The following is a 20,805-nucleotide window of genomic DNA, read 5'->3' as shown; positions in this document are numbered from 1 at the left end:
CTGCGGCTCACATCACGAGCGATTGGCCGCGGGTCTCCGGCGAGGCCGAGTACAACGCGGCGATCTCAGTGGCGAAATCGGACATGATGACGTCGCGCTTGATGCTGAGCTTCGGTGTGAGGTGGCCGCTCGCCTCGGTGAACTCGGTGGCAAGGAGCTGGAACTTGCGGATCGACTCCGCGCGCGACACGGTCGCGTTCGCCGCGTCGATTGCTCCCTGGATCTCCGCCACCACGAGCGGATTTTTCACAGCGTCGGCGAGGCTCTGGTCCGCGGGCTCACCGTGGTTATGCAGCCACACCGGCAGCATTTCCGTGTCGAGCGTGATCAAGGCGGAAATGAACGGCTTCTGGTCGCCGACAACGACGACCTGGCCGACGATCGAGTTGGCGCGGATGGGATCTTCCAGCGCAGCGGGCGCGACGTTTTTACCGCCGGCGGTCACGATCAGTTCCTTCTTACGACCGGTGATGGTGAGGTATCCCTCCTCATCGATTTCTCCGATGTCGCCGGTGCGGAACCATTCGCCGTCGAAGGTCTCCGCGGTGGCGGCGGGGTTGTTCCAGTACCCATTGAAGATGTTGATGCCCTTCGCCTGGATTTCGCCGTCGTCAGCGATGCGCACGGAGACACCCGGAAGTGGCGGCCCGACCTTGCCGATCTTGAAGTGCGAGGGAAGGTTCACGGAGATGGGTGCGGTCGTCTCGGTGAGACCGTATCCCTCCAGGATGGTGAGTCCGAGGCTGCGGTAGAAGTGTCCCAGCCGCAGGCCGAGAGGAGCCGAACCCGACACCGCGTACTGCACCCGGCCCCCGAGGGCCGCGCGGATCTTGCTCAGTACCAGGCGGTCGAAGATGGCGAACTGGATCTTCAGCCCCAAGGGTACGGATCCGGCGTCGAGCGCCTTCGAGTGCTGCACCGCGACATCCGCTGCACGCTGGAAGATTTTGCCCTTCCCGCCGGAGAACGCCTTCTGCTCGGACGAGTTGTACACCTTCTCGAACACGCGGGGGACAGCGAGCAGAAACGTGGGCTTGAAGCTGCCCATCGAGGGCAGCAGCTGGCGGGTGTCCGCCTGATGGCCGACCTTCACCCCGGCGTGAATGCAGAGCACGGAGATGAACCGCGCAAACACGTGGGCGGTGGTGATGAACAGGAGCGTGCTCGCGCCCGGATGCACCACCTCGGAGATCTTCAGCGCGGCATTGCGGGTGAGCTCGACGAAGTTGGAATGGGTGAGCACACAGCCCTTCGGGCGCCCGGTCGAGCCGGAGGTGTAGATGAGGGTAGCGATATCTGCACCGTGAGCGAGGCGACGGCGACGCTCGATCTCTTCGTCAGGAACGTCGTGGCCGGCCGCAACCAGTTTCTCCAGCGCCCCGACATCCAACTTCCACACGGTGCGCACCAGCGGGGCATCCGCATGGATCTCATCAAATCGCGCAAAGTGGTCGGCCGTCTCGGTGATCACGGCGACAGCGCCGGAGTCCTCGAGATTCCAGCGAACCTGGCTGGGGGACGCGGTTTCATAGACGGGGACGAGCACGGCGCCGGCAAACCAGACGGCGAAGTCGATGAGTGTCCACTCGAACCGTGTCTTGCACATGAGGGCTATCTTGTCGCCCGGCTCGATCCCGGCGGCGACGAAGCCTTTGGCGAGTGCGCGAACCCGTTCGAGGAAGTCCGACGCGGAAATGTCTGACCATCCGCCGTCGGCGGTGGGAAGGGCAAAGAGGGCAAGATCTGGTGTTGCGGACACCCGGTCGATCAGCAGATCCGTGGCGTTAGCCTGCGGATCAGGTTGTGCGAGCGCGGGCGTGTCGATTTGCTTCACGGTAACTCCTTCGGCACCGGGGGACATTGGCATCAGTCTAGTGCGCGGCCGTCACAGCGGCGGAAAGACGGGCCAAAAGGCGCACCCACGGTCATTCCGTAACTGGATAAGCTGAGTGCAAATGCATGCCATCGGAATAGACATCGGCGGAACCAAGATCGCGGGAGCGTTGGTATCCGATCAGGGAGAGATCCTCCGCGAGCATCGCTCGCCCACACCGGCGGGGGACCCCGGGGCGATCGTCGACGTTGTGGTCGAGATGATCGAAAAGCTGTCGGTCGGTGAACAGGTCGTCGCGGCGGGAGTCGCAGCCGCCGGGTTCATTGATGCTGCCCAGTCGACCGTGTACTACGCGCCGAATATCAACTGGCGCAACGAGCCCTTCCAGGAGCGCCTGTCCAACCGGCTGAATCTGGAGATTACGATCGACAACGACGCGAACGCCGCCGGGTGGGCGGAGTTCCGGTTTGGCGCCGGCCGCCTGGTGAGTGACATGACCATGCTGACCGTCGGCACGGGGGTCGGCGGCGCCATCGTCAGTCGCGACCACCTCTTCCGTGGCGGATTCGGTGCGGGCGCCGAGATTGGTCACATGCGCGTTGTCCCGAATGGGTTGCCCTGCGGCTGTGGCGCACGGGGATGTATCGAACAATACGGCTCGGGCCGCGCCCTGTTGCGCATGGCAAACGAGATCGCGGATGTACGCGGCATCGGAAACGCACTGGCAGATCTGCGCGCCGAAAAAGGCGCACTCACCGGGGAGATGGTGGGGCAGATGATCGTCGCCGGGGATGCGGGGGCGCTGCACGCGCTTCGGGAACTCGGCGGCTGGCTCGGGCAAGCCTGCGCCAGCCTCGGCGCGATCCTCGACCCGCAGGTGTTCGTGTTCGGCGGGGGAGTCGCTGCCGCCGGTGATCTGCTGCTCGACCCCATCCGTGAGGCGTACCTCGCTCACCTGCCCGCCCGCGGCTATCACCCCGAACCCGAGTTCGTCACTGCCGAGCTCGTGAACGACGCGGGAGTAGTCGGTGCAGCCGATCTCGCTCGGCTTCACGCCGAAACGCCGCGCCTCGGCGCCTCTCGCTCCGAGGTCCGTTAGAGTAAGTCGGTCGCCGGGAGGTCGAGATGTTGTACTGGTTTGCCAAGAACCTCATTGCTGGGCCCCTTCTGCTGACGGTGTTCCGGCCCTGGGTTGTGGGACGCGAGAACATCCCCAAGACCGGCCCGGTCATCTTTGCGGGCAATCACCTCTCGTTCATTGACTCCGTGTTTCTTCCTCTCGTGCTCGATCGCCGGATCTCCTTCCTCGCCAAGAGCGACTACTTCGTCGGCAAAGGCATCAAGGGCTGGCTGACGAAGCTGTTCTTCACGGGTACCGGCATGCTGCCGATCGATCGCTCGGGCGGCAAGGCCTCCGAAGCCTCGCTCAACACCGGGCTCGGGGTTCTCGCCCGCGGTGAGCAGCTCGGCATCTATCCGGAGGGTACCCGCAGCCCCGACGGTCGCATGTATCGTGGCCGCACCGGGGTGGCACGCATGATCCTCGAATCCGGAGCCACCGTCATTCCCGTCGCGATGGTCGACACCGAGAAAGTTATGCCCGTGGGCGTGCGCATCCCCAAGGTGCGCCGCATCGGCATCATCTTCGGGGATCCCCTCGACTTCTCGCGGTTCGAAGGTCTCGAGAGTGACAGGTTCGTACTGCGCTCCATCACCGACGAGATCATGTACGAGCTGAACCGCCTGAGCGGCCAGGAGTATGTGGATGCGTATGCGTCGTCGGTGAAGGAGAAGGCCGCGGTCAAAGCTCCAGCGGCGAAGTCCACGTCGACGAAGGACAAGGTCCCTTCCACTCGCTGAGTGCCGCCAGAGGCGGTTCGTTCACCAGAGGCGGTTCGTCCACTTCCTGCGACGGATGTTCGTGCTCCGGTAGGCTCCTTCGGTGGGGCTCCCGCCCCGATTTACCCGATCCACCCCGTCCACTCCCATGTAAGGAATACCCGTGGTAGACCCGTCCGAACCCTTTGTTGCCGCTGATCCTCAGGTGATCGCCGGACTGGACTATTGGCGGACTCTTCCCGTGAAGCAGCAGCCGCAGTGGCCTGATGCAGACGCGGTGGGCGCGGCGAGTGCCGAGATTGCGACCCTTCCTCCGCTGGTGTTCGCAGGCGAGGTGGATATGCTGCGTGATCGCCTGGCGAAGGCCGCCCGCGGCGAGGCCTTCTTGCTCCAGGGCGGAGACTGCGCCGAGACGTTTGCGGGCGCTACCGCCGAGCAGATCCGCAACCGCGTCAAAACGATACTCCAGATGGCCGTGGTGCTGACCTACGGTGCATCCATGCCGGTCATCAAGATGGGACGGATGGCTGGTCAATTTGCCAAGCCTCGCTCCAATGACATGGAGACCCGGGGCGGAGTGACCCTTCCCGCCTACCGTGGCGACATCGTCAACGGCTACGACTTCACCCCGGAGTCCCGCACCGCTGACCCGCGACGTCTTGTGCAGGGGTACCACACTGCCGTTGCGACCCTGAACCTGGTGCGCGCGTTCACCCAGGGCGGGTTCGCCGACCTTCGCCAGGTGCACAGCTGGAACAAGGGATTCGCTGCGAACCCCGCGAACCATGAGTACGAAAAGATGGCGGGCGAGATCGACAAGGCGATCAAGTTCATGGAGGCGGCGGGCGCCGACTTCGACGAACTCAAGCGTGTGGAGTTCTACGCCAGCCACGAGGGTCTGCTGATGGACTACGAGCGCCCGATGACTCGCATCGACTCGCGCACCGGAACCCCCTACAACACCTCCGCCCACTTCCTGTGGGTGGGGGAGCGCACGCGCGATCTCGATGGCGCGCACATCGACTACTTCAGCCGCCTCCGCAACCCGATCGGCGTCAAGCTGGGACCGGGAACTTCTGCAGACGATATGGAGCGACTGATCGACAAACTCGATCCGGATCGCGAGCCCGGCCGACTGACCTTCATCACCCGGATGGGCGCAGGCAAGGTGCGGGATGCTCTTCCCCCGCTGCTGGAAGCGATCAAGGGAATGGATGCAACGCCGCTGTGGGTTTCGGATCCGATGCACGGCAACGGACTCACCACCGCGACGGGCTACAAGACGCGCCGCTTTGACGATGTCGTGCACGAGGTAAAGGGGTTCTTCGAGTCTCACCGTGCGGCGGGCACCCACCCGGGCGGCATCCACATCGAACTCACCGGCGACGACGTCACCGAATGCCTGGGTGGCTCCGAGCACATCGATGAGGCGACCCTCGCTACTCGCTACGAGTCGCTGTGCGACCCTCGCCTGAACCACATGCAGTCGCTGGAGCTCGCGTTTCTCGTCGCGGAAGAGTTGAGCGTCGGCTCGTAGTCGCCCCTGGCGCACATACAGCGAACGCCGTTCGAGACCGATGGTTTCGAACGGCGTTCGCGTTTGAACTGGTTCGTGCGCTGGCGTAAGCGCTGGCGAGTTCGCGTCTTGCTTGTGGAGTCCGCTTAGCCGAAGAGTTGCAGGAACAGGTTGACGGTTGTTCCCCGCGCAACCGATGTGCCCGGCTCCGGATTCGTGCCGGTCACGGTGGCGTCCGAGAAGAGCGAGAACATCGGGTTATAGCTGGCGTTGAGTCCGAGCTCCTCGAGGATTGCTATGGCGTCATCACGGGTTTCGTCCTGCAGAACGGGGATGACTACCGGCGCCGGCCCGCGGGAAAGCGTGAGCAGCACGGTGTCGTTCTGCCGCACGATTCCGTTGGCGTTGCCGGAGGTGTCGATCGCGATGACGTTGCCCTCGGCGACCTCTTCGTCATACTGCTCGGCTCCTGTTTCGGTGAGGAGACCGACTTCGGACAGTGCTGCGGTCGCAGCATCCACCGACAGGTCATATACCTCGGGAAGGGCGCCAGCTGAGACGATCAGGCGGATGGGGCGTTGGTCGCTGTAGAGGGTTTCCGCAGCGAGCTCGTTGCCGGCTTCATCCAGCGCGGCGATGACGATGCCCGCGGGGATGTCGCCATCGAACTGTCGAATAGCCGCTTCTGCGGAGACCGTGAAGCGGTTGTTCACGATCGCCTGTACCGCCGCCTCCTCGCTGAGACCCGCGAGTGTCGGTGCGGGCAGTTGCTCCGGGCCGATCGACAACAGCAGTGTCACGCTTCCGCCCTTGTCGGCGACCGACCCGGTGGCGGGGTCCGTCGCGACAACCAGATCGTTCACGATGGTGGGGTGGTGCACCTGGCCGGGGGCGGGGTTGACCGCGAAACCCTCGTCGATCAGTCGGGCGGACGCGTCATCGAACGAGAGTTGCGACACGTCGGGGACGGTGAGTTGCGATCCGGGTCCGGATCCGAAATACCACCCCGTACCGCCGGCGAGCCCCGCGAGGAGCAGCACGAGCACGAAAAGCCACCAGCCTCGGCCACGGCGTTTTTTGGCTACGGTCGCAAGCTCGTTGGTCTTGGGAGAATCCGCTGCCGGCGACGGCGCCGGTGCAGGGGGAGCGGCCGGGTTCAGTACCACCGTCGCGCTGTTGGAGGGCGGCGCAGCTCCCATCGCCGTGGGCAGCACCATTGTGCGCTGGACGGTTGGCGCGCCCGTGGGCAGGGCAGTTGCCAGGAGGGACTGGGTCTCCATCAACTGGTCGAGCATTACCCGTGCGTCTTTGGGCCGCTCCTCAGGATTGCGGGCGGTCGCCCAGAGCACGAGTTCGTCGAGTTCGGCGGGAACCCGGGAGTTCTTTGTGCTTGGCGTGGGCACGGAGTCGTTCGCGTGCTGGTACGCAATTTGCATCGGCTGCTCGCCCTTGTACGGCTGCTCGCCCGTAAGCATCTCGTACATCATGATGCCCACGGCGTAAATGTCACTGCGCGCATCCGCGATCCCGCGCGTCACCAGCTCGGGAGAGAGGTAGGCAATGGTGCCGAGGAGTGCGGCGCCCGTCGCGGTGTTGGCCGAGACGGCTCGCGCGAGTCCGAAGTCGCCGATCTTGATTCGCCCGTCATCCGCGAGCATCACGTTTTCGGGCTTGAGGTCGCGGTGCACGATCCCCGCCTTATGGGCGGCGGACAGGCCCGAGAGCACGGCTTCGAGCACATCAAGCGTCTGCTCTGTGGTGAGCCGCCCATGTTCGCGAAGCAAATCGCGCAAATTGATTCCCGGCAGGTACTCCATGACGAGGTAGGCCATGTCGCTGTCTTGCCCCTGGTCGAACACATTCACAACGTTGGGATGCGCCAGACGCGCCGCCGATCGCGCCTCCTGAATGAAACGCTCCTTGAAGGCACTGTCTTCGGCGAGGTGGTCATGCATGATCTTGATCGCGACGCGTCGTTCCAGTCGCAGGTCAGTCGCCAGATACACGGTGGCCATGCCGCCTCGCGCAATGCGCGATCGAACCTGGTAGCGGCCGTCAATCAGACGGCCGACCATCGGGTCGGTGCTATTCGCATTCACCGTTTGATTCTAGTTTCGACGCGGGCACTCAACTGTCGGAACACGACGTGAACAGCCGCTACTTCAGAGCTGCGAGCCAGGCGCGGGCCGAGGTCTCCCACTTTGCATAGGCGTTCGGGTACGCGGAGATCTGCACCTTCTGCGCCGCGTCGGTGACGCTCATGGATTCCCAGCCTCCGATGTTGAGCAATCCGAGCGTGATACCCACGTTGGGGTTGTCCCGGCCACCGTAGAAAAGCTTGGACGAATACTCGGGCGACAGCAGTTGCTCGCGGGTTCCCCAACCAGTACTCGGCCGCTGCTGGAACAGGCCCACGGAGTCGCGGTCACCGTGGTCGACGTTGCGCAGGCTGGACTCCTGCATCGCGGCGGCGAGAGCGATGACGATGCCATAGTCCGGGACGCCGAGCTGCTGGCCAACACGCACGATCGTGGTCGCGTTCGCCGCCATTTCAGGGCTCAACGGGGTGACCGTGGTGGCCGTGGCCTCGGTGACGACGACGGCGGCGGCCGTGGTCGACACCACAGCGGGCGCGTTTCGGGCGATCTTCAGGGTCTGCCCGCCGAAGATAAGGCTCGACATTGACAGGTTGTTCGCGCTGAGGAGCGAAGAAACGCTGACGCCAAACTTGGTTGCGATGCCGCCGAGTGTGTCGCCCGACCTGATGGTGTACTCCTCGGTCACCGTGGTGCTCGCGATCGGCGAGACCATGGCGACAGTCTCGAAAACCTCCGCGGTTCCCGAGCGGGGGATCGTCAGGGTGCGTCCGGGGAAGATCACGCTTGACCAGCCCAGCCCGTTCGCCGAAAGAATTGCCTGCACCGAAACACCAAAATTACTGGCGATCGAACTTACGGTGTCGCCGGTACCAATTGTGTAACGCTCCGTAGACGACGACGCTGACGGCGCGGCGACCGGCGCGACCGAGGTCACGGCGTTGGTGAGCTTCAAAATCTGGCCAGGGAAAATCACTGACTTCCAGCCAAGGCCGTTCAGGGCGAGCACAGACGCCGTGGAAAGACCAAAGCGGCCAGCGATGCTGCTTACGGTGTCCCCACCCTGCACGCGATAGGTACTCGGCGCCGCCTCAGCGACCGCGAGTTCGGCGGCGGGAGCAGAAGTCGTTGGTCGTGCCGGGCTCGCGGCCGCGTTGGCGCTGGCAAGCGCGGCGCTCAGCGCCCGCTTCGACGGTTTGGAGGCTTGGGTTGTTCCGTGGTCAGCCGTCTCCAGCTTCGGGTCGGGGGTGCGCTTAGCGCTGGAGTCCGTGATCGGACCGGTGAAACCCAGACCGGCCACCGCCAGAGACCCGGCAAGAACGATCGGAACCGTCGACAACATGCTGCGAGAAATCTTCGAACGCTCCCGCGGCGCCGCCCCATCGGAGTCGTCACGCAACCGTCTTGGCTTCAGCCCCGCGAGGGGCGAAGGAAGTGGCTGGGCGTTGCGTTCCGAAATTTCTGTCATCAAGTTCCCCGTCGTTGCTTCCGGCCCCGAGCACAGATATGCCATCCTCGCAGCGGCGTTGGTCAAAACTGACACAGATAGTCAGCAGAGTCAATCAGCGGGGCCGGTGTGACAGGAGTTAACTCGATGGAAACACGGAGCGAATGCGGTGATTACGGCCGGTACGTGGAAGGATTAACCTGTGTCTGACTTTCCCGATGTGCGCTGGCTTACTATTCCCGACCTCACAGAAATCCTTGGTCTCAAGGTCAGTCAGGTGCGTCGCCTGATTGAAGACCGGGCCTTGCTCGCCTACCGCCTCGACGGTGTGTGGAAAGTGCCCGCGGATTTCCTCGATGGCGCTGAGCCGCTCGGCGAGTTGCGCGGCACCCTCGTTGTACTGGGCGACAGTGGTTTCACCGACGCCGAGGCAATGCACTGGTTGCTCGAACCGGATGACAGCCTCGGCGTCAGCCCGATCGCCGCCCTCCACCAGGGCCGCAAGGCCGAGGTGCGCCGCGTGGCCCAGGCGCTCGGCTAACGGGTAGCCGTTCCCCGCACCTACTTACCCGCCTCGCCCTGAGCTACGCCTGGCGCTGGGTGACGGTGTCGGTGAGCTTGAACAGCTGGGCTCGCGCGGACGCCGTGATGTCGGCGGTCTCCAGTGCCGTGCGAGCCAACGCAACGTTGTGGTCGATGATGCGCTCGACGTGTTCGATGGCGCCCGACTCCCGCACGGCATCCTGCAGCAGCACGATTTGCTGCCGGTCCAGGGAACTGTCACCCAGCAGATCGTCCAGGAGGTTGCGGACGTTGCTGGGGAGCTTGGTGCGGGCGAGCGCGATGAGCACGGTGCGCTTGCCCTCGCGCAGGTCGTCGCCCGCAGGTTTTCCCGTCACCTCGGGATCGCCAAACACTCCGAGTAGGTCGTCGCGCAGCTGGTACGCGATTCCTAGCGGCAGTCCGAACGCGCGCAGGGACTCCACCTGATCGGCACTGGCGCCGCCCAGGTGCGCCCCGATCGCCAGCGGAGCTTCGACGCTGTATTTCGCCGACTTGTAGACAATCACACGGTGGGAACGCGGGAGCTGCTCGACCTCAGGATGAGAGCGCCAGGACTTCTCTTCGAGGATGTCCAGGTACTGGCCCACGGTGACCTGAGTGCGCATGGTGTTGAACTCCAGCCGCGCGGCCACGGCCGATTGCCGGCTCGCGAGGCGAGCGAGACCCTCGCCCAACATCTCGTCGCTCCAGCCGAGAAGTAAGTCACCGAGGAGGAGTCCTGCGGACTGCCCGAAATCAGCGGCGCTGCCCAACCACGAGCCCTCGGCGTGAAGCGCTTCGAACCGTTTATGCGCCGCCGGGGCTCCCCGACGTGTGTCGGACTTATCCATGATGTCGTCGTGGACCAGCGCGGCGGCGTGAAACAGCTCGAGCGCCGCCGCCGCGGTGACCACGGCGGGCAGGTCCACCGGCGCATCGTCAGCGACGAGCGGATCGAATTCTCCCCGGCCGGCGCCGACGGCTTGCCAGCCCCAGTAACAGAACAGAGCGCGAAACCGCTTCCCTCCCCTCACTAGATCTGCCGAGTAATCGAGGAACGTCTCGAGCTCGGGCGCTATCGATGTCACCAGCGTCGTTCGTTCTGAAAAGAACTCATCAACGCGGGCTTGGACTAAGTCAACTAACCGGGTACTCACAGGCACGCTCCTAGCCTAGCCACGCGCGTGGGCATACAATTGAGATCCACAACGCGTCAATCCCGAACCTGAGGGGAACAGGATGCCACTTTCCGAACAGGAGCAGCGCCTCCTGGAAGAGATGGAGCGCAGTCTCTATCACAACGATGCCGACTTCGTCGCCACGGTCGCGCCCCGGCGCGGCAAACCCAACTACACGGTCTTGGTCGTGGGCATCCTTGTTGGTGTTCTCGGAATTGCCGCACTCGTCGCGGGCGTGGTCATCCACCAGCCCCTCGTCGGAATTCTCGGCTTTGCGGTGATGTTCGCCGGAGTGCTTATCGCTGTGGCGCCGCCCAAGAATTCGGCACCATCCCGTCCGACCCCAGGCGCCAGTCGCCCGACCGGAAGCGCGAGAGGCACCTCCTTCATGCAGAACATGAATGACCGCTGGGACAAGCGCCAGGACAATCGGGATCAATAACTTCCTCCACCGGTAGCGCCCGGGCCATCGAGCAATAACGGCTACGCGCTCCATTCAGCACCACTTTCCACTAGAAAATGGGTCGACCTCAGGGTCGGCCCTTTTTTTGTGTCCAAAATGGGCTCGATTTGAGGGAACAAGCTCCATTTTCCTCCACCTGGCGTTTCCCTGTAAATACGGGCAAGTTTCCGCCTCGCCACGCCCGCAATCGGCCATTTTCGTTGATTGGTGGAGCGAAATGGAGTAAAGTGGGGGTAACCCAAGTCTGGCCGGAGAGAGGGGGAATACGCGTGTTTCTAGGCACCTATGCCCCCAAGCTCGACGAAAAGGGCCGCCTCATCCTTCCGGCCAAGTTTTGGGATGACCTGTCGTCGGGAGTGGTGATCACCCGCGGGCAAGAACGTTGCCTGTATGTCTTCAGCACTCAGGAGTTCGAGAGCCTGCACGAGAAGATTCGACAGGCTCCGGTCACCAGTAAGCAGGCGCGGGACTTCCTGCGCCTGTTCCTTTCTGGTGCCAATCAGGAGCAACCCGACAAACAACGACGTGTGACGATCCCGGCCAACCTGCGCGAATACGCGGGGCTCGGGCGCGATCTCACCGTGATCGGTGCGGGCAGCCGCGCCGAGATCTGGGACACCGACGCCTGGAACACCTACTACAACGAGACAGAGTCCGAGTTCGCCAACACCACCGAGGAGGTGATCCCGGGGCTCTTTTAGCGCCTAGGCGCTGACTCCCAGCCGTTCTCTCGACCTGACATCACTTCCCCGGTGCCAGGAAAGGAATGGATGGGGATCAGCGTTTAGGGGTAGCCCCGACTGTCATGGTCGATACCTCATCGCTCCACACGCCGGTCTTTCTTGAGAGGACGATCGAGTTGCTGGCGCCCGCCATCTCTCACCCGGGCGCGGTCGTCGTTGATGCGACCCTCGGCATGGGTGGTCATGCGGAGGCTCTGCTCACCCGGTTTCCCGGGATCACGCTCGTCGGGCTCGACCGCGACACGGAGGCGTTGCGCCTGGCCGGCGAACGGCTCGCTCCGTTCGGTGATCGTGTGCGTCTCGTGCACACCGTGTACGACCAGATTCAGCAGGCACTCAAGTCCCTGGCAATCACCACGGTCTCGGGCATCCTGTTCGACCTTGGGGTCTCGTCCCTTCAGCTTGATCGCGTCGAGCGCGGGTTCTCCTACTCCAAAGACGCTCCGCTGGACATGCGGATGGATGCTACGTCGCCGCTTACCGCGGAGGTCATCCTCGCTGAATACTCCGAATCAGAGCTGCGCCGCATCTTTTACGAGTTCGGTGAAGAAAAGCTGTCTCCCCGGTACGCCCGGAAGATCGTCCAGGCGAGAGAAACCGAGCGCTTCACCCGCTCTGCGCAGCTTGTCGACCTCATCATCGCGGCAACCCCCGCAGCAGTGCAGCGGTCGGGGCATCCCGCCAAACGCGTCTTCCAGGCGCTGCGCATCGAGGTCAACCAGGAGCTTTCGGTACTGAGCCGCGCCATCCCCGCCGCACTGGACTCGCTGGAGGTGGGTGGGCGGATGGTGGTGCTGTCCTACCAGTCCCTCGAAGACCGCATTGTGAAGCGGGTTCTCGCGCCCCGGTCGACGTCGACCGCGCCGGCGGGGCTCCCCGTTGAACTGCCAGAACATCGTCCCGAATTCCGACTACTCGTTCGCGGGGCCGAGCAGGCCTCCGAGGACGAACGAATTGCCAACCCCCGAGCGACACCCGTTCGACTCCGCGCCGTCGAACGATTGAGGACAACCGAATGACCACGAACCTGGCCTTCTCCCTCCCGGCCTCCTCACCACGCTCCGTCGGTGAGCAGGAAAACCCCCGACGCATCGAGATCGTCACCTCTCGTGCCCAGCGGCGCGCGCGGCCGAAGCTGGCCTACGCTCTTGTCGCGATCGGGGGACTGACGATGATCTTCCTGGCGCAGCTGCTGCTCAGCATCGCGCTGTCCAATGGTGCGTACCAGATCTCCAGCCTCCTCATCGAACAGCGGGACCTCGGCCGGGTTGAGGGATCGCTCAACGAGCAGCTCGAATTGGTCGGCTCGACCCAGAACCTCGCGGCCAACGCGCAGAACCTCGGGATGGTTGGGACGAGCGCACCCGCATTCCTTCGCCTGTCCGATGGGGCCGTGATCGGCGCCGCCGTGGCGGCTGAGTCGGCCACCACACCCTCGGGAAGCATCGCGAACTCCCTACTGGCCGAAGTCGCGCTCGTTGAGAACTCCGCCATCAGCACTGAGCAGGCTCCCGCCGCCACCGCTGACGGGGCACTTGACACCGCCGCGCTTCCGAATTCCACCGAGACCGATACCGGAACGGGCGCGCCAGAAGGATCAGTTAGCTCCGGGTTGACTGAACAGGGCGCGTCCGCCACGCCCGGGGCAGAGCCGTCTGTAGCCTCGTCGCCGGGGGCATTGCCCTCACCCGTGACGCACTAGGGCTGAAGGAGTCGGGCGTGAACAATCCTCGGAGCACGCGCCGCCGTATGGCGCTCACCATCATCGCCGTGTTGGCCGTGGTGGCGGTATTCACGGTTCGGCTGATCGATATTCAAGTGGTGCGCGCGAGCGAGCTCAGCGCAGCGGCAGTATCGAACCGATCGATTCCCGTCACCACGTATGGAACACGCGGCGAGATCGTAGACACCAATGGCGTCGTCCTCGCCGACAGCGTCGACCGCTTCGACATCACCGTTTCGCCCATGGACGTTGGAGACTTCGACCGCGCAACGGACGATGGCAGCGTCGAGGTCACGGTCGCGGAGGCCCTCGCAGAAATCGGGGCGCTCACCGGCCAGTCGGTCGACGAGCTGATGGCACCGATCAGCGCGGATCCTGAGGCGAACTTCGCCTATCTGACCCGGGCGGTCAAGCTCGATGTCTTCACTGACGTGCGCGAGCTGGGCATCCCGTGGGTCTCCAACGAACTACGCCAGAGTCGCACGTATCCCAACGGAGCCATCGGGGGCAACCTCGTCGGATTCATCGGAACCGACGGCCCCCAGGCGGGTATCGAGACCACCGAAAACGAGTGCCTGGCCAGCACGAACGGAACCTCTACCTACGAGCGCGGCGCAGACGGCGTGCGTATCCCGGGAAGTACCGTGACCACGACCGAGCCCAAAGATGGTGGAAAAGTGACGCTGACCATCGACCGCGACCTGCAGTGGTTCGCCCAGGAGGCCCTGGGTAAGCAGGCGGTCGCCGTGGGCGCCGACTGGGCCACCGCCGTGGTCGTGCGGATCGCCGATGGCCATCTGATGGCCGTCGCTGACTGGCCGTCGGTGGACCCCAACGATGTTAATTCAGCGGATGTCGGCTCGCTTGGCTCTCTCGCCTTCAGCACACCCTACGAGCCGGGATCCACCTTCAAACCGATGACCGTGGCGTCATTGCTTGACGCGGGGACTATCAGCGTCGGCACCAAACTCACGGTTCCTGCAGCGTACAAGGTCAACGGCGGACAGATCACGGACTCGTTCTCCCACGGCGACCTGAACCTGACGGCGGCCGGTGTCATTATGAATTCCTCGAACATCGGCATCTCCCTGCTGTCGGAGACCCTGGACAAGCAGTCCAGGCACGACTACATGACTAAATTTGGCATCGGCAGCGAAACCGGCATCGGCTTCCTCGGTGAATCCGCCGGCACGCTCAGAGACGCCGCCGACTGGGACCCGATCACCGACAAGACGGTGCAGTTCGGCCAGGGCGTCACGGCCACCTCCGTGCAGGTCGCGAGCCTGTACCAGACAATCGGCAACGGGGGAGTGAAGGTTCCGCTCACGCTGGTGGAGAACTGCACCAACGCAGACGGTACGGTCACGGACACCGCGAGCACCGAGGGAACCCAGGTTGTCAGCGAGAGCGCGGCCGACGACACCATCTCGATGATGGAAACGGTCGTCACCGACGGCTGGCTTTCCAACGTTCTGACGATCCCCGGATACCGGGTCGCCGCGAAGACCGGCACCGCCGAGGTGGCCGCAAATGACGGCAGCGGGTACACCAGCGATCGGATAGTGTCAGTTGCCGGCCTTGCCCCCGCCGACGACCCGCAGTATGCGGTTGTGGTCACCCTCGGTAAGCCCGATACGATAAAGACGTCGGGTGCCGCAGCACCGACCTTCACTGAAATTATGACGCAGGTGCTCAAGAAGTACCGCGTTGTTCCGTCCGGCACCCCAGCGCCTTCCATCCCGTTGACCTGGTGAGTGACGTCGTAAGAAATGAGAAACACGTGACCGCTCGGATACCCCCGGTCCTTCGCCCGGAACATCCATCGGCCCGATCCCTTGCCGGACTCGTCAGCGAGTTCGGTCTCGAGACTTCCGGTTCACTGGATGGCGTCGAAGTCACCGGCGTAACCCTGAGCACCGGTGACCTGCACCCTGGTGACTTGTACGTAGGCATCCACGGCGCCCACAGCCACGGTGCCAGCTATGCCAGCGCCGCGCGCGAGGGCGGGGCCGTCGCGATCCTCACCGACCCCGCGGGGGCCGAAATCGCGAAAGACAGCGGTCTGCCGATAGTGCTGGTCGACTCGCCCCGCGAAGCCCTCGGGGAAATTTCCGCGTGGGTGTACCGCTCCTCAGAGCACCCTCCGCTGCTGTTCGGCACCACGGGCACCAACGGCAAGACTTCTGTTTCGTACCTGCTCGAGGGAATCCTCAAGCAGCTCGGCCTGGTGACGGGACTGAGTTCCACGGCCGAGCGCCACATCGGCGACCTCACCGTAGTCAGCCGTCTTACGACGCCCGAGGCCAGCGAGATGCACGCGCTGCTCGCCCGTATGCGCGAGAGCAACGTGCGCGCCGTCGCGGTCGAAGTCAGCGCGCAGGCGCTCAGCCGCAACCGCGTCGACGGAATCATGTTCGACGTTGTTGGATTCACCAACCTCAGCCACGACCACCTGGACGATTACGCGGACATGGAGGAGTACTTTGCAGCGAAGCTCCCCCTCTTCCAGCCCGATCGCGCGAAGCGCGGCGTTGTGTCCCTGGACACCAGCTGGGGTCAGCGTGTTGTGTCCGACTCCCACATTCCCGTGACGACCATTTCGACCACGCCCGGAATAGATGCCGAGTGGGTCACCACGATCATCGAGGAACAGGCCACCTTCACGGAGTTCCGGCTCAGTGGGCCCGAAAATCGGTCGCTCACGACGCGGGTTCCGCTCATCGGTTGGCACATGGCTGCTAATGCGGCCCTTGCCATCGTGATGCTGGTCGAGGCGGGATTCGAGCTGGAGGCAATTGGACAGGCTCTCGAGGAGAAGGGCGGGATCGACGCTTACCTTCCTGGCCGTACCGAGCGCGTGTCCGGCGAGCACGGCCCCTCCGTCTACGTGGACTTCGGTCACAGTCCTGATGCCTTCCTCAACACCCTCGCCGCGGTGAAGAAATTCACGCCCGGCCGAACGATCATGGTCTTCGGTGCGGACGGCGACCGCGACGCGACGAAGCGCCTCGAGATGGGACGTGTAGCCGCGGACGGGTCTGACATTCTGGTCATCACTGATCACCACCCCCGCTTCGAAGACCCGGCGTCCATTCGCAAGACGCTCCTCGAGGGTGCCCACTTGGCCGCCCACCAGCCCGAGATCCACGAGGTCAGCCCGCCCGAGCGGGCAATCCGCACGGCCGTCTCGCTGGCGCGCGAGGGTGACTCGATCCTCTGGGCAGGACCCGGCCACCAGGACTACCGCGACATTGCAGGGGTTCGCACGCCCTATTCAGCGCGGGACGAAGCGCGGGCTGCCCTGCGTGAGGCGGGCTGGGCGTGATCCCTCTCAGCATTGGTGAAATTGCCTCCATCCTGGGCGGTCGGCTTGTCCCGGCGGGCTCGGCGCCCGAGGTCGCTCCGTCTGTCGACGTTCTCGCGACCGTCTCGGCCGAGATCATCGACGGCTCCGTGCAAACGGACTCCCGTCTCGTCACCGACGGCTCCCTCTTCCTGGCTCTGCCGGGGGAGGTCACCGACGGCCATCTCTTTGCCGACGCGGCTGTCGCTGGCGGCGCTGCGCTCGTGGTCTGCGAACGCGAACTCAGCCTTCCGGTTCCCCAGATCGTCGTGGCCAACGGCGTGGCGGCTCTTGCCGCTCTCGCGACCGAGGTCGTCGCGCGCGTGCGTGCGGTGGGCAACCTCACGGTCATCGCCATCACCGGATCCAACGGCAAGACGACCACTAAGAACCTCCTGCGCGAGATCCTGTCAGCGCAGGCCCCCACGGTGGCGCCCCAGGGCTCGTTCAACAATCACGTGGGCGCCCCGATCTCCATGCTCGGCATCACCGCTCAGACCCGGTACCTCCTGGTCGAAATGGGCGCGAGCGGCTCCGGCGAAATTGCCCGGCTGGTCGCGATTGCGCGACCGGACGTCGCCGTTGTCCTGAAAGTCGGCCTCGCTCACGTCGGCGAGTTCGGCGGCATAGACGCCGTGCAGGCCGCCAAGTCCGAGATGGTGACTTCGCTGCCCCCGTCTGCGGTCGCAATCCTGAACGCGGATGACTTCCGTGTGGCCTCGATGGGGGATGTCACGGCCGCCAGGGTCGTAACCTTCGGGTTATCGGAGTCCGCAGCGGTACGCGCGGAGAACATCGAAGCGTCCGCGACCGGCACGACGTTCCTCGCGATAACTCCCTCGGGTAGCGCGCCGGTATCGCTGCGGATCCTCGGGGAGCACCATGTGCTGAACGCGCTGGCCGCCCTGTCCGTCGCGGAGGAGCTGGGCCTCGACCTCGCCGCCACGATCGCTTCCCTCGAGGCCGTTCCCCGCGCGGAGCGGTGGAGGATGGAAGTTCTCACGCCCGAGAGCGGTGTTGTCGTCATCAACGACGCCTACAACGCAAGTCCGGATTCGACCGCCGCCGCGCTCAAGACATTGGCCCAGATCATTCGCCCCGGAGAACGCTCCGTCGCCGTGCTCGGTGAGATGGCTGAGCTCGGGGAGTACGCCAACGAGGAACACGATCGCGTCGGCCGACTGGCTGTACGGTTGAACGTTCAGAAATTGGTTGTGGTGGGGCATAACGCCCGTCACATTCACAACGCAGCGGGACTCGAAGGCTCGTGGGATGGAGAATCGGTGCTCGTGAAGACGGCCGAAGAGGCTTATGAATTGCTGCAAAACGACCTGCGTCGAGGCGACGTTGTGCTCGTGAAGTCCTCGAAGTCTGCGGGACTGCGGTTCCTTGGCGATCGTCTCGGCGGAGTTACCCCGTGATCGCGCTGCTCGTCGCCGGAGGATTTTCGCTCACCTTCACGCTCTTCCTTACGCCCGCGTTCATCAGACTTTTCAAGCGCCTGAAATGGGGCCAGTTCATCCGGGACGACGGCCCGCAGAGCCACCACTCGAAGCGGGGCACCCCGACCATGGGTGGCATCGTGATTATCTCCGGCTCCGTTCTCGGTTACTTCGTGGGCCACATCGTCGGAGGCGTGCCCTGGACTCTTGTCGGAATGCTTGTGTTGTTCCTGATGGTCGGGCTCGGGTTCGTCGGCTTCATCGACGACTTCCTGAAGACCCGCAACCAGCGCAGCCTTGGCCTCGGCGGCTGGGCCAAGATCGTCGGCCAGGTCATCGTCGCGTCGATTTTTGCGGGGATCGCGCTGAACTTTCCTGACGAGAACGGTCTGACACCGGCATCCACCTTCGTATCGGGCGTCCGTGACATCGAATGGCTCGACTTTATGAGCCTGGGACTCGTTCTCGGTGTGATCGTTTTTGCACTGTGGTCGACCATCATCGTGGTGAGCGCCTCCAACGGTGTCAACGTTGCGGACGGGCTCGACGGGCTCGCCACCGGTGCGATGATCCTGGCGATGTCCGCGTACATCTTCATCGGCTTCTGGCAGAACAACCAGTCCTGTTTTGCCCAGGATCTCGATCCGGATGTCGCCAATATCTGTTACACCGTGCGCGACCCGCTCGACCTCGCAGTCGTCGCCGCCGCGATCGTGGGTGCTCTCGTCGGCTTCCTCTGGTGGAACACGTCGCCAGCACAGATCTTTATGGGTGACACCGGCTCGCTCGGTCTCGGTGGTGCTCTCGCCGGGCTCGCGATCCTGAGCCGCACCGAGCTGCTGCTCGTTCTCATCGGCGGGCTCTTCTTCATCGTGACCGGCTCCGTCATCCTGCAGCGTGCCTACTTCAAGATCACGAAGGGTAAACGCATCTTCCTGATGAGTCCGCTTCACCACCACTTCGAGTTGAAGGGGTGGGCCGAAATCACTGTTGTTGTGCGATTCTGGCTGATCGCCGGGCTGTTCGTCGCGGTCGGCGTGGGTGTCTTCTACCTCGAATGGGTTACCCAGGCGTCGTGAGTACCTCCGATAAAAGATCCGTTGATGAACTGACGAGCTGGAACTCCGACTGGAAGAACCTGCGGGTCGCCGTGCTCGGTCTCGGAGTGAGCGGATTTTCTGTCGCTGACACCCTGGTTGAGTTGGGCGCACGGGTGCTGGTCGCCGCGGCATCCGCCAAAGAAGAGCACCTCGGCCTGCTGTCGGTCATCGGGGGCGAGTTTCTCCGGCACGACCTCGCCAGCGTGCCGTCCGAGTTGGCTGGATTCGACCCCGAACTGATCGTCGTCTCACCGGGGTTCCACCCCGACAATGCCGTGCTGCTCTGGGCGAACGACCGCGGAATTCCCGTCTGGGGTGACATCGAACTCGCCTGGCGGGTTCGCGACAAGGTGCTCCCCGCCGCGGAGTGGGTGCTGGTGACCGGTACCAACGGAAAGACAACGACGTCTCAGCTGGTCACCCACATCCTGCAGGCAGACGGCAAGCGCGTCGCCGCCGTGGGCAACATCGGAATTCCGGTGCTCGACGCCGTGCGGTACCCCGACGGTTTCGATGTGCTCGTAGTGGAACTGTCCAGCTATCAACTGCATTGGCTCAATCACACCCCGAACGGCACGCTCAGTGCCTGGGCAAGCGTCTGCCTGAACATCGACGACGACCATCTCGACTGGCACGGCTCCCGTGAGGCCTACCGGGACGCCAAGGCTCGGGTCTACACGAACACGAAGGTCGCCGCTGTGTACAACCGCGCCGACCTCGTGACCCGGCGCATGGTGGAGAACGCCGAGGTTGTCGAGGGATGCCGTGCAATCGGTTTCGGATTGGATGCCCCGGGGCGAAGTGACTTCGGAATGGTCGACGGCATCCTCTGCGACCGCGCCTTCCTCGAGGAACGGGCGACGACCGCACTTGAGCTATCCACCCGGGAAGAGCTTGCGGCGGTTGGCCTCGGCGCCCCGCACTCGCTCGCGAACGTCCTGGCGGCGGCCGCGCTTGCGCGATCGTTCGGCGTGGATCCGGCGGTAGTTCGATCTGCCCTGCTCACGTTCACGATCGACGCGCACCGCACCGAGCGGATCGACGTCGCCGGGGACCTCGTCTGGATCGACGATTCCAAGGCAACGAACCCTCACGCCGCTGCCGCCTCCCTGCGCGCGTTCGACTCCGTGGTGTGGATCGTTGGTGGTCTCTTCAAAGGCATCGACGTGGACGCTCTGGTCAGCGCGCACGTTGCCCGGCTAAGCGCGGCCGTTCTCATCGGAGTCGACCGCGATGCGCTTCGCGCGGCGTTCCAGCGACACGCGCCCTCCCTCCCGGTGTTCGAGGTGGAGACAACCGACACTGGTGAGGTGATGCCCGCGGCCGTGCGTCTTTCGGCCGCCGCGGCGCGACCGGGAGATGTAGTGCTGTTGGCTCCCGCTGCCGCGTCGATGGACCAGTTCGCCGACTACGGTGACCGGGGCCGACGGTTCGCAGCCGCGGTACGGCTGCATGTGGGCACAGCTGATACCACCGAAAGGCAGTAGTCCGGATATCCAAGAAATGTCTGCCTCAGAAATGTCTGCCTGGGAATTGTC

General features: G+C 64.1%; 17 protein-coding genes. 13 read left to right on the top strand and 4 right to left on the bottom strand.

The window, feature by feature from the left end:
* Positions 1–7 precede the first annotated feature (7 nt).
* Positions 8–1,834 (bottom strand): AMP-dependent synthetase/ligase, encoded by a 1,827-nt coding sequence (locus tag B0I08_RS09265; protein ID WP_106212300.1) that lies wholly within the window; start codon positions 1,832–1,834, stop codon positions 8–10.
* A 121-nt stretch (positions 1,835–1,955) separates the two neighbouring features.
* On the opposite strand from B0I08_RS09265, the gene B0I08_RS09260 reads away from it, so the two are divergent.
* The 3 genes from B0I08_RS09260 to B0I08_RS09250 all read left to right on the top strand — a co-directional run bounded on the left by B0I08_RS09260 (position 1,956) and on the right by B0I08_RS09250 (position 5,210).
* Positions 1,956–2,933 carry an ROK family glucokinase gene (locus B0I08_RS09260; RefSeq protein ID WP_106212087.1) on the top strand — a complete coding sequence of 326 codons (978 nt, stop codon included), beginning with the start codon at positions 1,956–1,958 and terminating at the stop codon, positions 2,931–2,933.
* Between the two features lie 26 nt (positions 2,934–2,959).
* A complete protein-coding gene (locus tag B0I08_RS09255; protein ID WP_106212085.1) occupies positions 2,960–3,694 on the top strand; it encodes a lysophospholipid acyltransferase family protein in 735 nt (244 codons plus the stop codon).
* A 142-nt stretch (positions 3,695–3,836) separates the two neighbouring features.
* The gene (locus B0I08_RS09250) at positions 3,837–5,210 is read left to right on the top strand and encodes a class II 3-deoxy-7-phosphoheptulonate synthase (protein ID WP_106212083.1); all 1,374 of its coding nucleotides are present in this window, start codon (positions 3,837–3,839) and stop codon (positions 5,208–5,210) included.
* A gap of 125 nt (positions 5,211–5,335) precedes the next feature.
* Here B0I08_RS09250 and pknB read toward each other — a convergent pair whose 3' ends face one another.
* Both pknB and B0I08_RS09240 read right to left on the bottom strand, forming a co-directional pair.
* Entirely contained in the window at positions 5,336–7,288 is a 1,953-nt protein-coding gene (pknB, locus tag B0I08_RS09245; protein WP_106212081.1) for a Stk1 family PASTA domain-containing Ser/Thr kinase, read from the bottom strand.
* 58 nt (positions 7,289–7,346) lie between these two features.
* On the bottom strand, positions 7,347–8,753 hold the full coding sequence (locus tag B0I08_RS09240) for a muramidase family protein (RefSeq protein WP_181243357.1): 1,407 nt from the start codon (positions 8,751–8,753) through the stop codon (positions 7,347–7,349).
* A gap of 181 nt (positions 8,754–8,934) precedes the next feature.
* Here B0I08_RS09240 and B0I08_RS09235 point away from each other — a divergent pair, with 181 nt between their 5' ends.
* Positions 8,935–9,273: an Rv2175c family DNA-binding protein gene (locus B0I08_RS09235; protein ID WP_106212077.1), complete on the top strand. Its 339-nt coding sequence runs from the start codon at positions 8,935–8,937 to the stop codon at positions 9,271–9,273.
* A 43-nt stretch (positions 9,274–9,316) separates the two neighbouring features.
* Here the strand turns inward: B0I08_RS09235 and B0I08_RS09230 are convergent, their stop codons facing one another.
* Positions 9,317–10,363, bottom strand: coding sequence for a polyprenyl synthetase family protein (locus tag B0I08_RS09230; protein ID WP_245884718.1), 1,047 nt, complete (start codon positions 10,361–10,363; stop codon positions 9,317–9,319).
* A 151-nt stretch (positions 10,364–10,514) separates the two neighbouring features.
* On the opposite strand from B0I08_RS09230, the gene B0I08_RS09225 reads away from it, so the two are divergent.
* From B0I08_RS09225 to murD, 9 genes are all read left to right on the top strand, one after another.
* Positions 10,515–10,895: a DUF3040 domain-containing protein gene (locus B0I08_RS09225; protein WP_106212074.1), complete on the top strand. Its 381-nt coding sequence runs from the start codon at positions 10,515–10,517 to the stop codon at positions 10,893–10,895.
* Between the two features lie 290 nt (positions 10,896–11,185).
* On the top strand, positions 11,186–11,617 hold the full coding sequence (gene mraZ, locus B0I08_RS09220) for a division/cell wall cluster transcriptional repressor MraZ (protein WP_106212072.1): 432 nt from the start codon (positions 11,186–11,188) through the stop codon (positions 11,615–11,617).
* A gap of 104 nt (positions 11,618–11,721) precedes the next feature.
* A complete protein-coding gene (gene rsmH / locus B0I08_RS09215) occupies positions 11,722–12,678 on the top strand; it encodes a 16S rRNA (cytosine(1402)-N(4))-methyltransferase RsmH (protein WP_106212070.1) in 957 nt (318 codons plus the stop codon).
* A complete protein-coding gene (gene ftsL, locus B0I08_RS09210) occupies positions 12,675–13,361 on the top strand; it encodes a cell division protein FtsL (RefSeq protein WP_106212068.1) in 687 nt (228 codons plus the stop codon). Before rsmH ends, ftsL begins: the two co-directional genes overlap by 4 nt.
* A gap of 17 nt (positions 13,362–13,378) precedes the next feature.
* Positions 13,379–15,136 carry a peptidoglycan D,D-transpeptidase FtsI family protein gene (locus B0I08_RS09205; RefSeq protein WP_245884717.1) on the top strand — a complete coding sequence of 586 codons (1,758 nt, stop codon included), beginning with the start codon at positions 13,379–13,381 and terminating at the stop codon, positions 15,134–15,136.
* A gap of 26 nt (positions 15,137–15,162) precedes the next feature.
* Positions 15,163–16,707, top strand: a complete 1,545-nt coding sequence (locus B0I08_RS09200; protein ID WP_106212064.1) for a Mur ligase family protein — start codon at positions 15,163–15,165, stop codon at positions 16,705–16,707.
* Positions 16,704–18,146, top strand: coding sequence for a UDP-N-acetylmuramoyl-tripeptide--D-alanyl-D-alanine ligase (locus B0I08_RS09195; RefSeq protein ID WP_106212062.1), 1,443 nt, complete (start codon positions 16,704–16,706; stop codon positions 18,144–18,146). Before B0I08_RS09200 ends, B0I08_RS09195 begins: the two co-directional genes overlap by 4 nt.
* Positions 18,143–19,246 (top strand): phospho-N-acetylmuramoyl-pentapeptide-transferase, encoded by a 1,104-nt coding sequence (mraY, locus tag B0I08_RS09190; RefSeq protein WP_106212060.1) that lies wholly within the window; start codon positions 18,143–18,145, stop codon positions 19,244–19,246. Before B0I08_RS09195 ends, mraY begins: the two co-directional genes overlap by 4 nt.
* Positions 19,243–20,754 (top strand): UDP-N-acetylmuramoyl-L-alanine--D-glutamate ligase, encoded by a 1,512-nt coding sequence (gene murD, locus B0I08_RS09185; protein WP_245884716.1) that lies wholly within the window; start codon positions 19,243–19,245, stop codon positions 20,752–20,754. Before mraY ends, murD begins: the two co-directional genes overlap by 4 nt.
* Positions 20,755–20,805: the final 51 nt, after the last annotated feature.

Origin of the sequence: Glaciihabitans tibetensis (assembly GCF_003003265.1) — a bacterium.
GTDB classification, from domain to species: domain Bacteria; phylum Actinomycetota; class Actinomycetes; order Actinomycetales; family Microbacteriaceae; genus Glaciihabitans; species Glaciihabitans tibetensis.
This window is presented reverse-complemented; position numbering and strand designations above follow the sequence as displayed.

Bases quoted from the DNA above. Each gene is read 5' to 3' on its own strand.
- B0I08_RS09260 (WP_106212087.1), top strand. From the start codon at position 1,956: ATGCATGCCATCGGAATAGACATCGGCGGAACCAAGATCGCGGGAGCG.
- B0I08_RS09255 (WP_106212085.1), top strand. From the start codon at position 2,960: ATGTTGTACTGGTTTGCCAAGAACCTCATTGCTGGGCCCCTTCTGCTG.
- B0I08_RS09240 (WP_181243357.1), bottom strand. From the start codon at position 8,753: ATGACAGAAATTTCGGAACGCAACGCCCAGCCACTTCCTTCGCCCCTC.
- B0I08_RS09225 (WP_106212074.1), top strand. From the start codon at position 10,515: ATGCCACTTTCCGAACAGGAGCAGCGCCTCCTGGAAGAGATGGAGCGC.
- rsmH (WP_106212070.1), top strand. From the start codon at position 11,722: ATGGTCGATACCTCATCGCTCCACACGCCGGTCTTTCTTGAGAGGACG.
- ftsL (WP_106212068.1), top strand. From the start codon at position 12,675: ATGACCACGAACCTGGCCTTCTCCCTCCCGGCCTCCTCACCACGCTCC.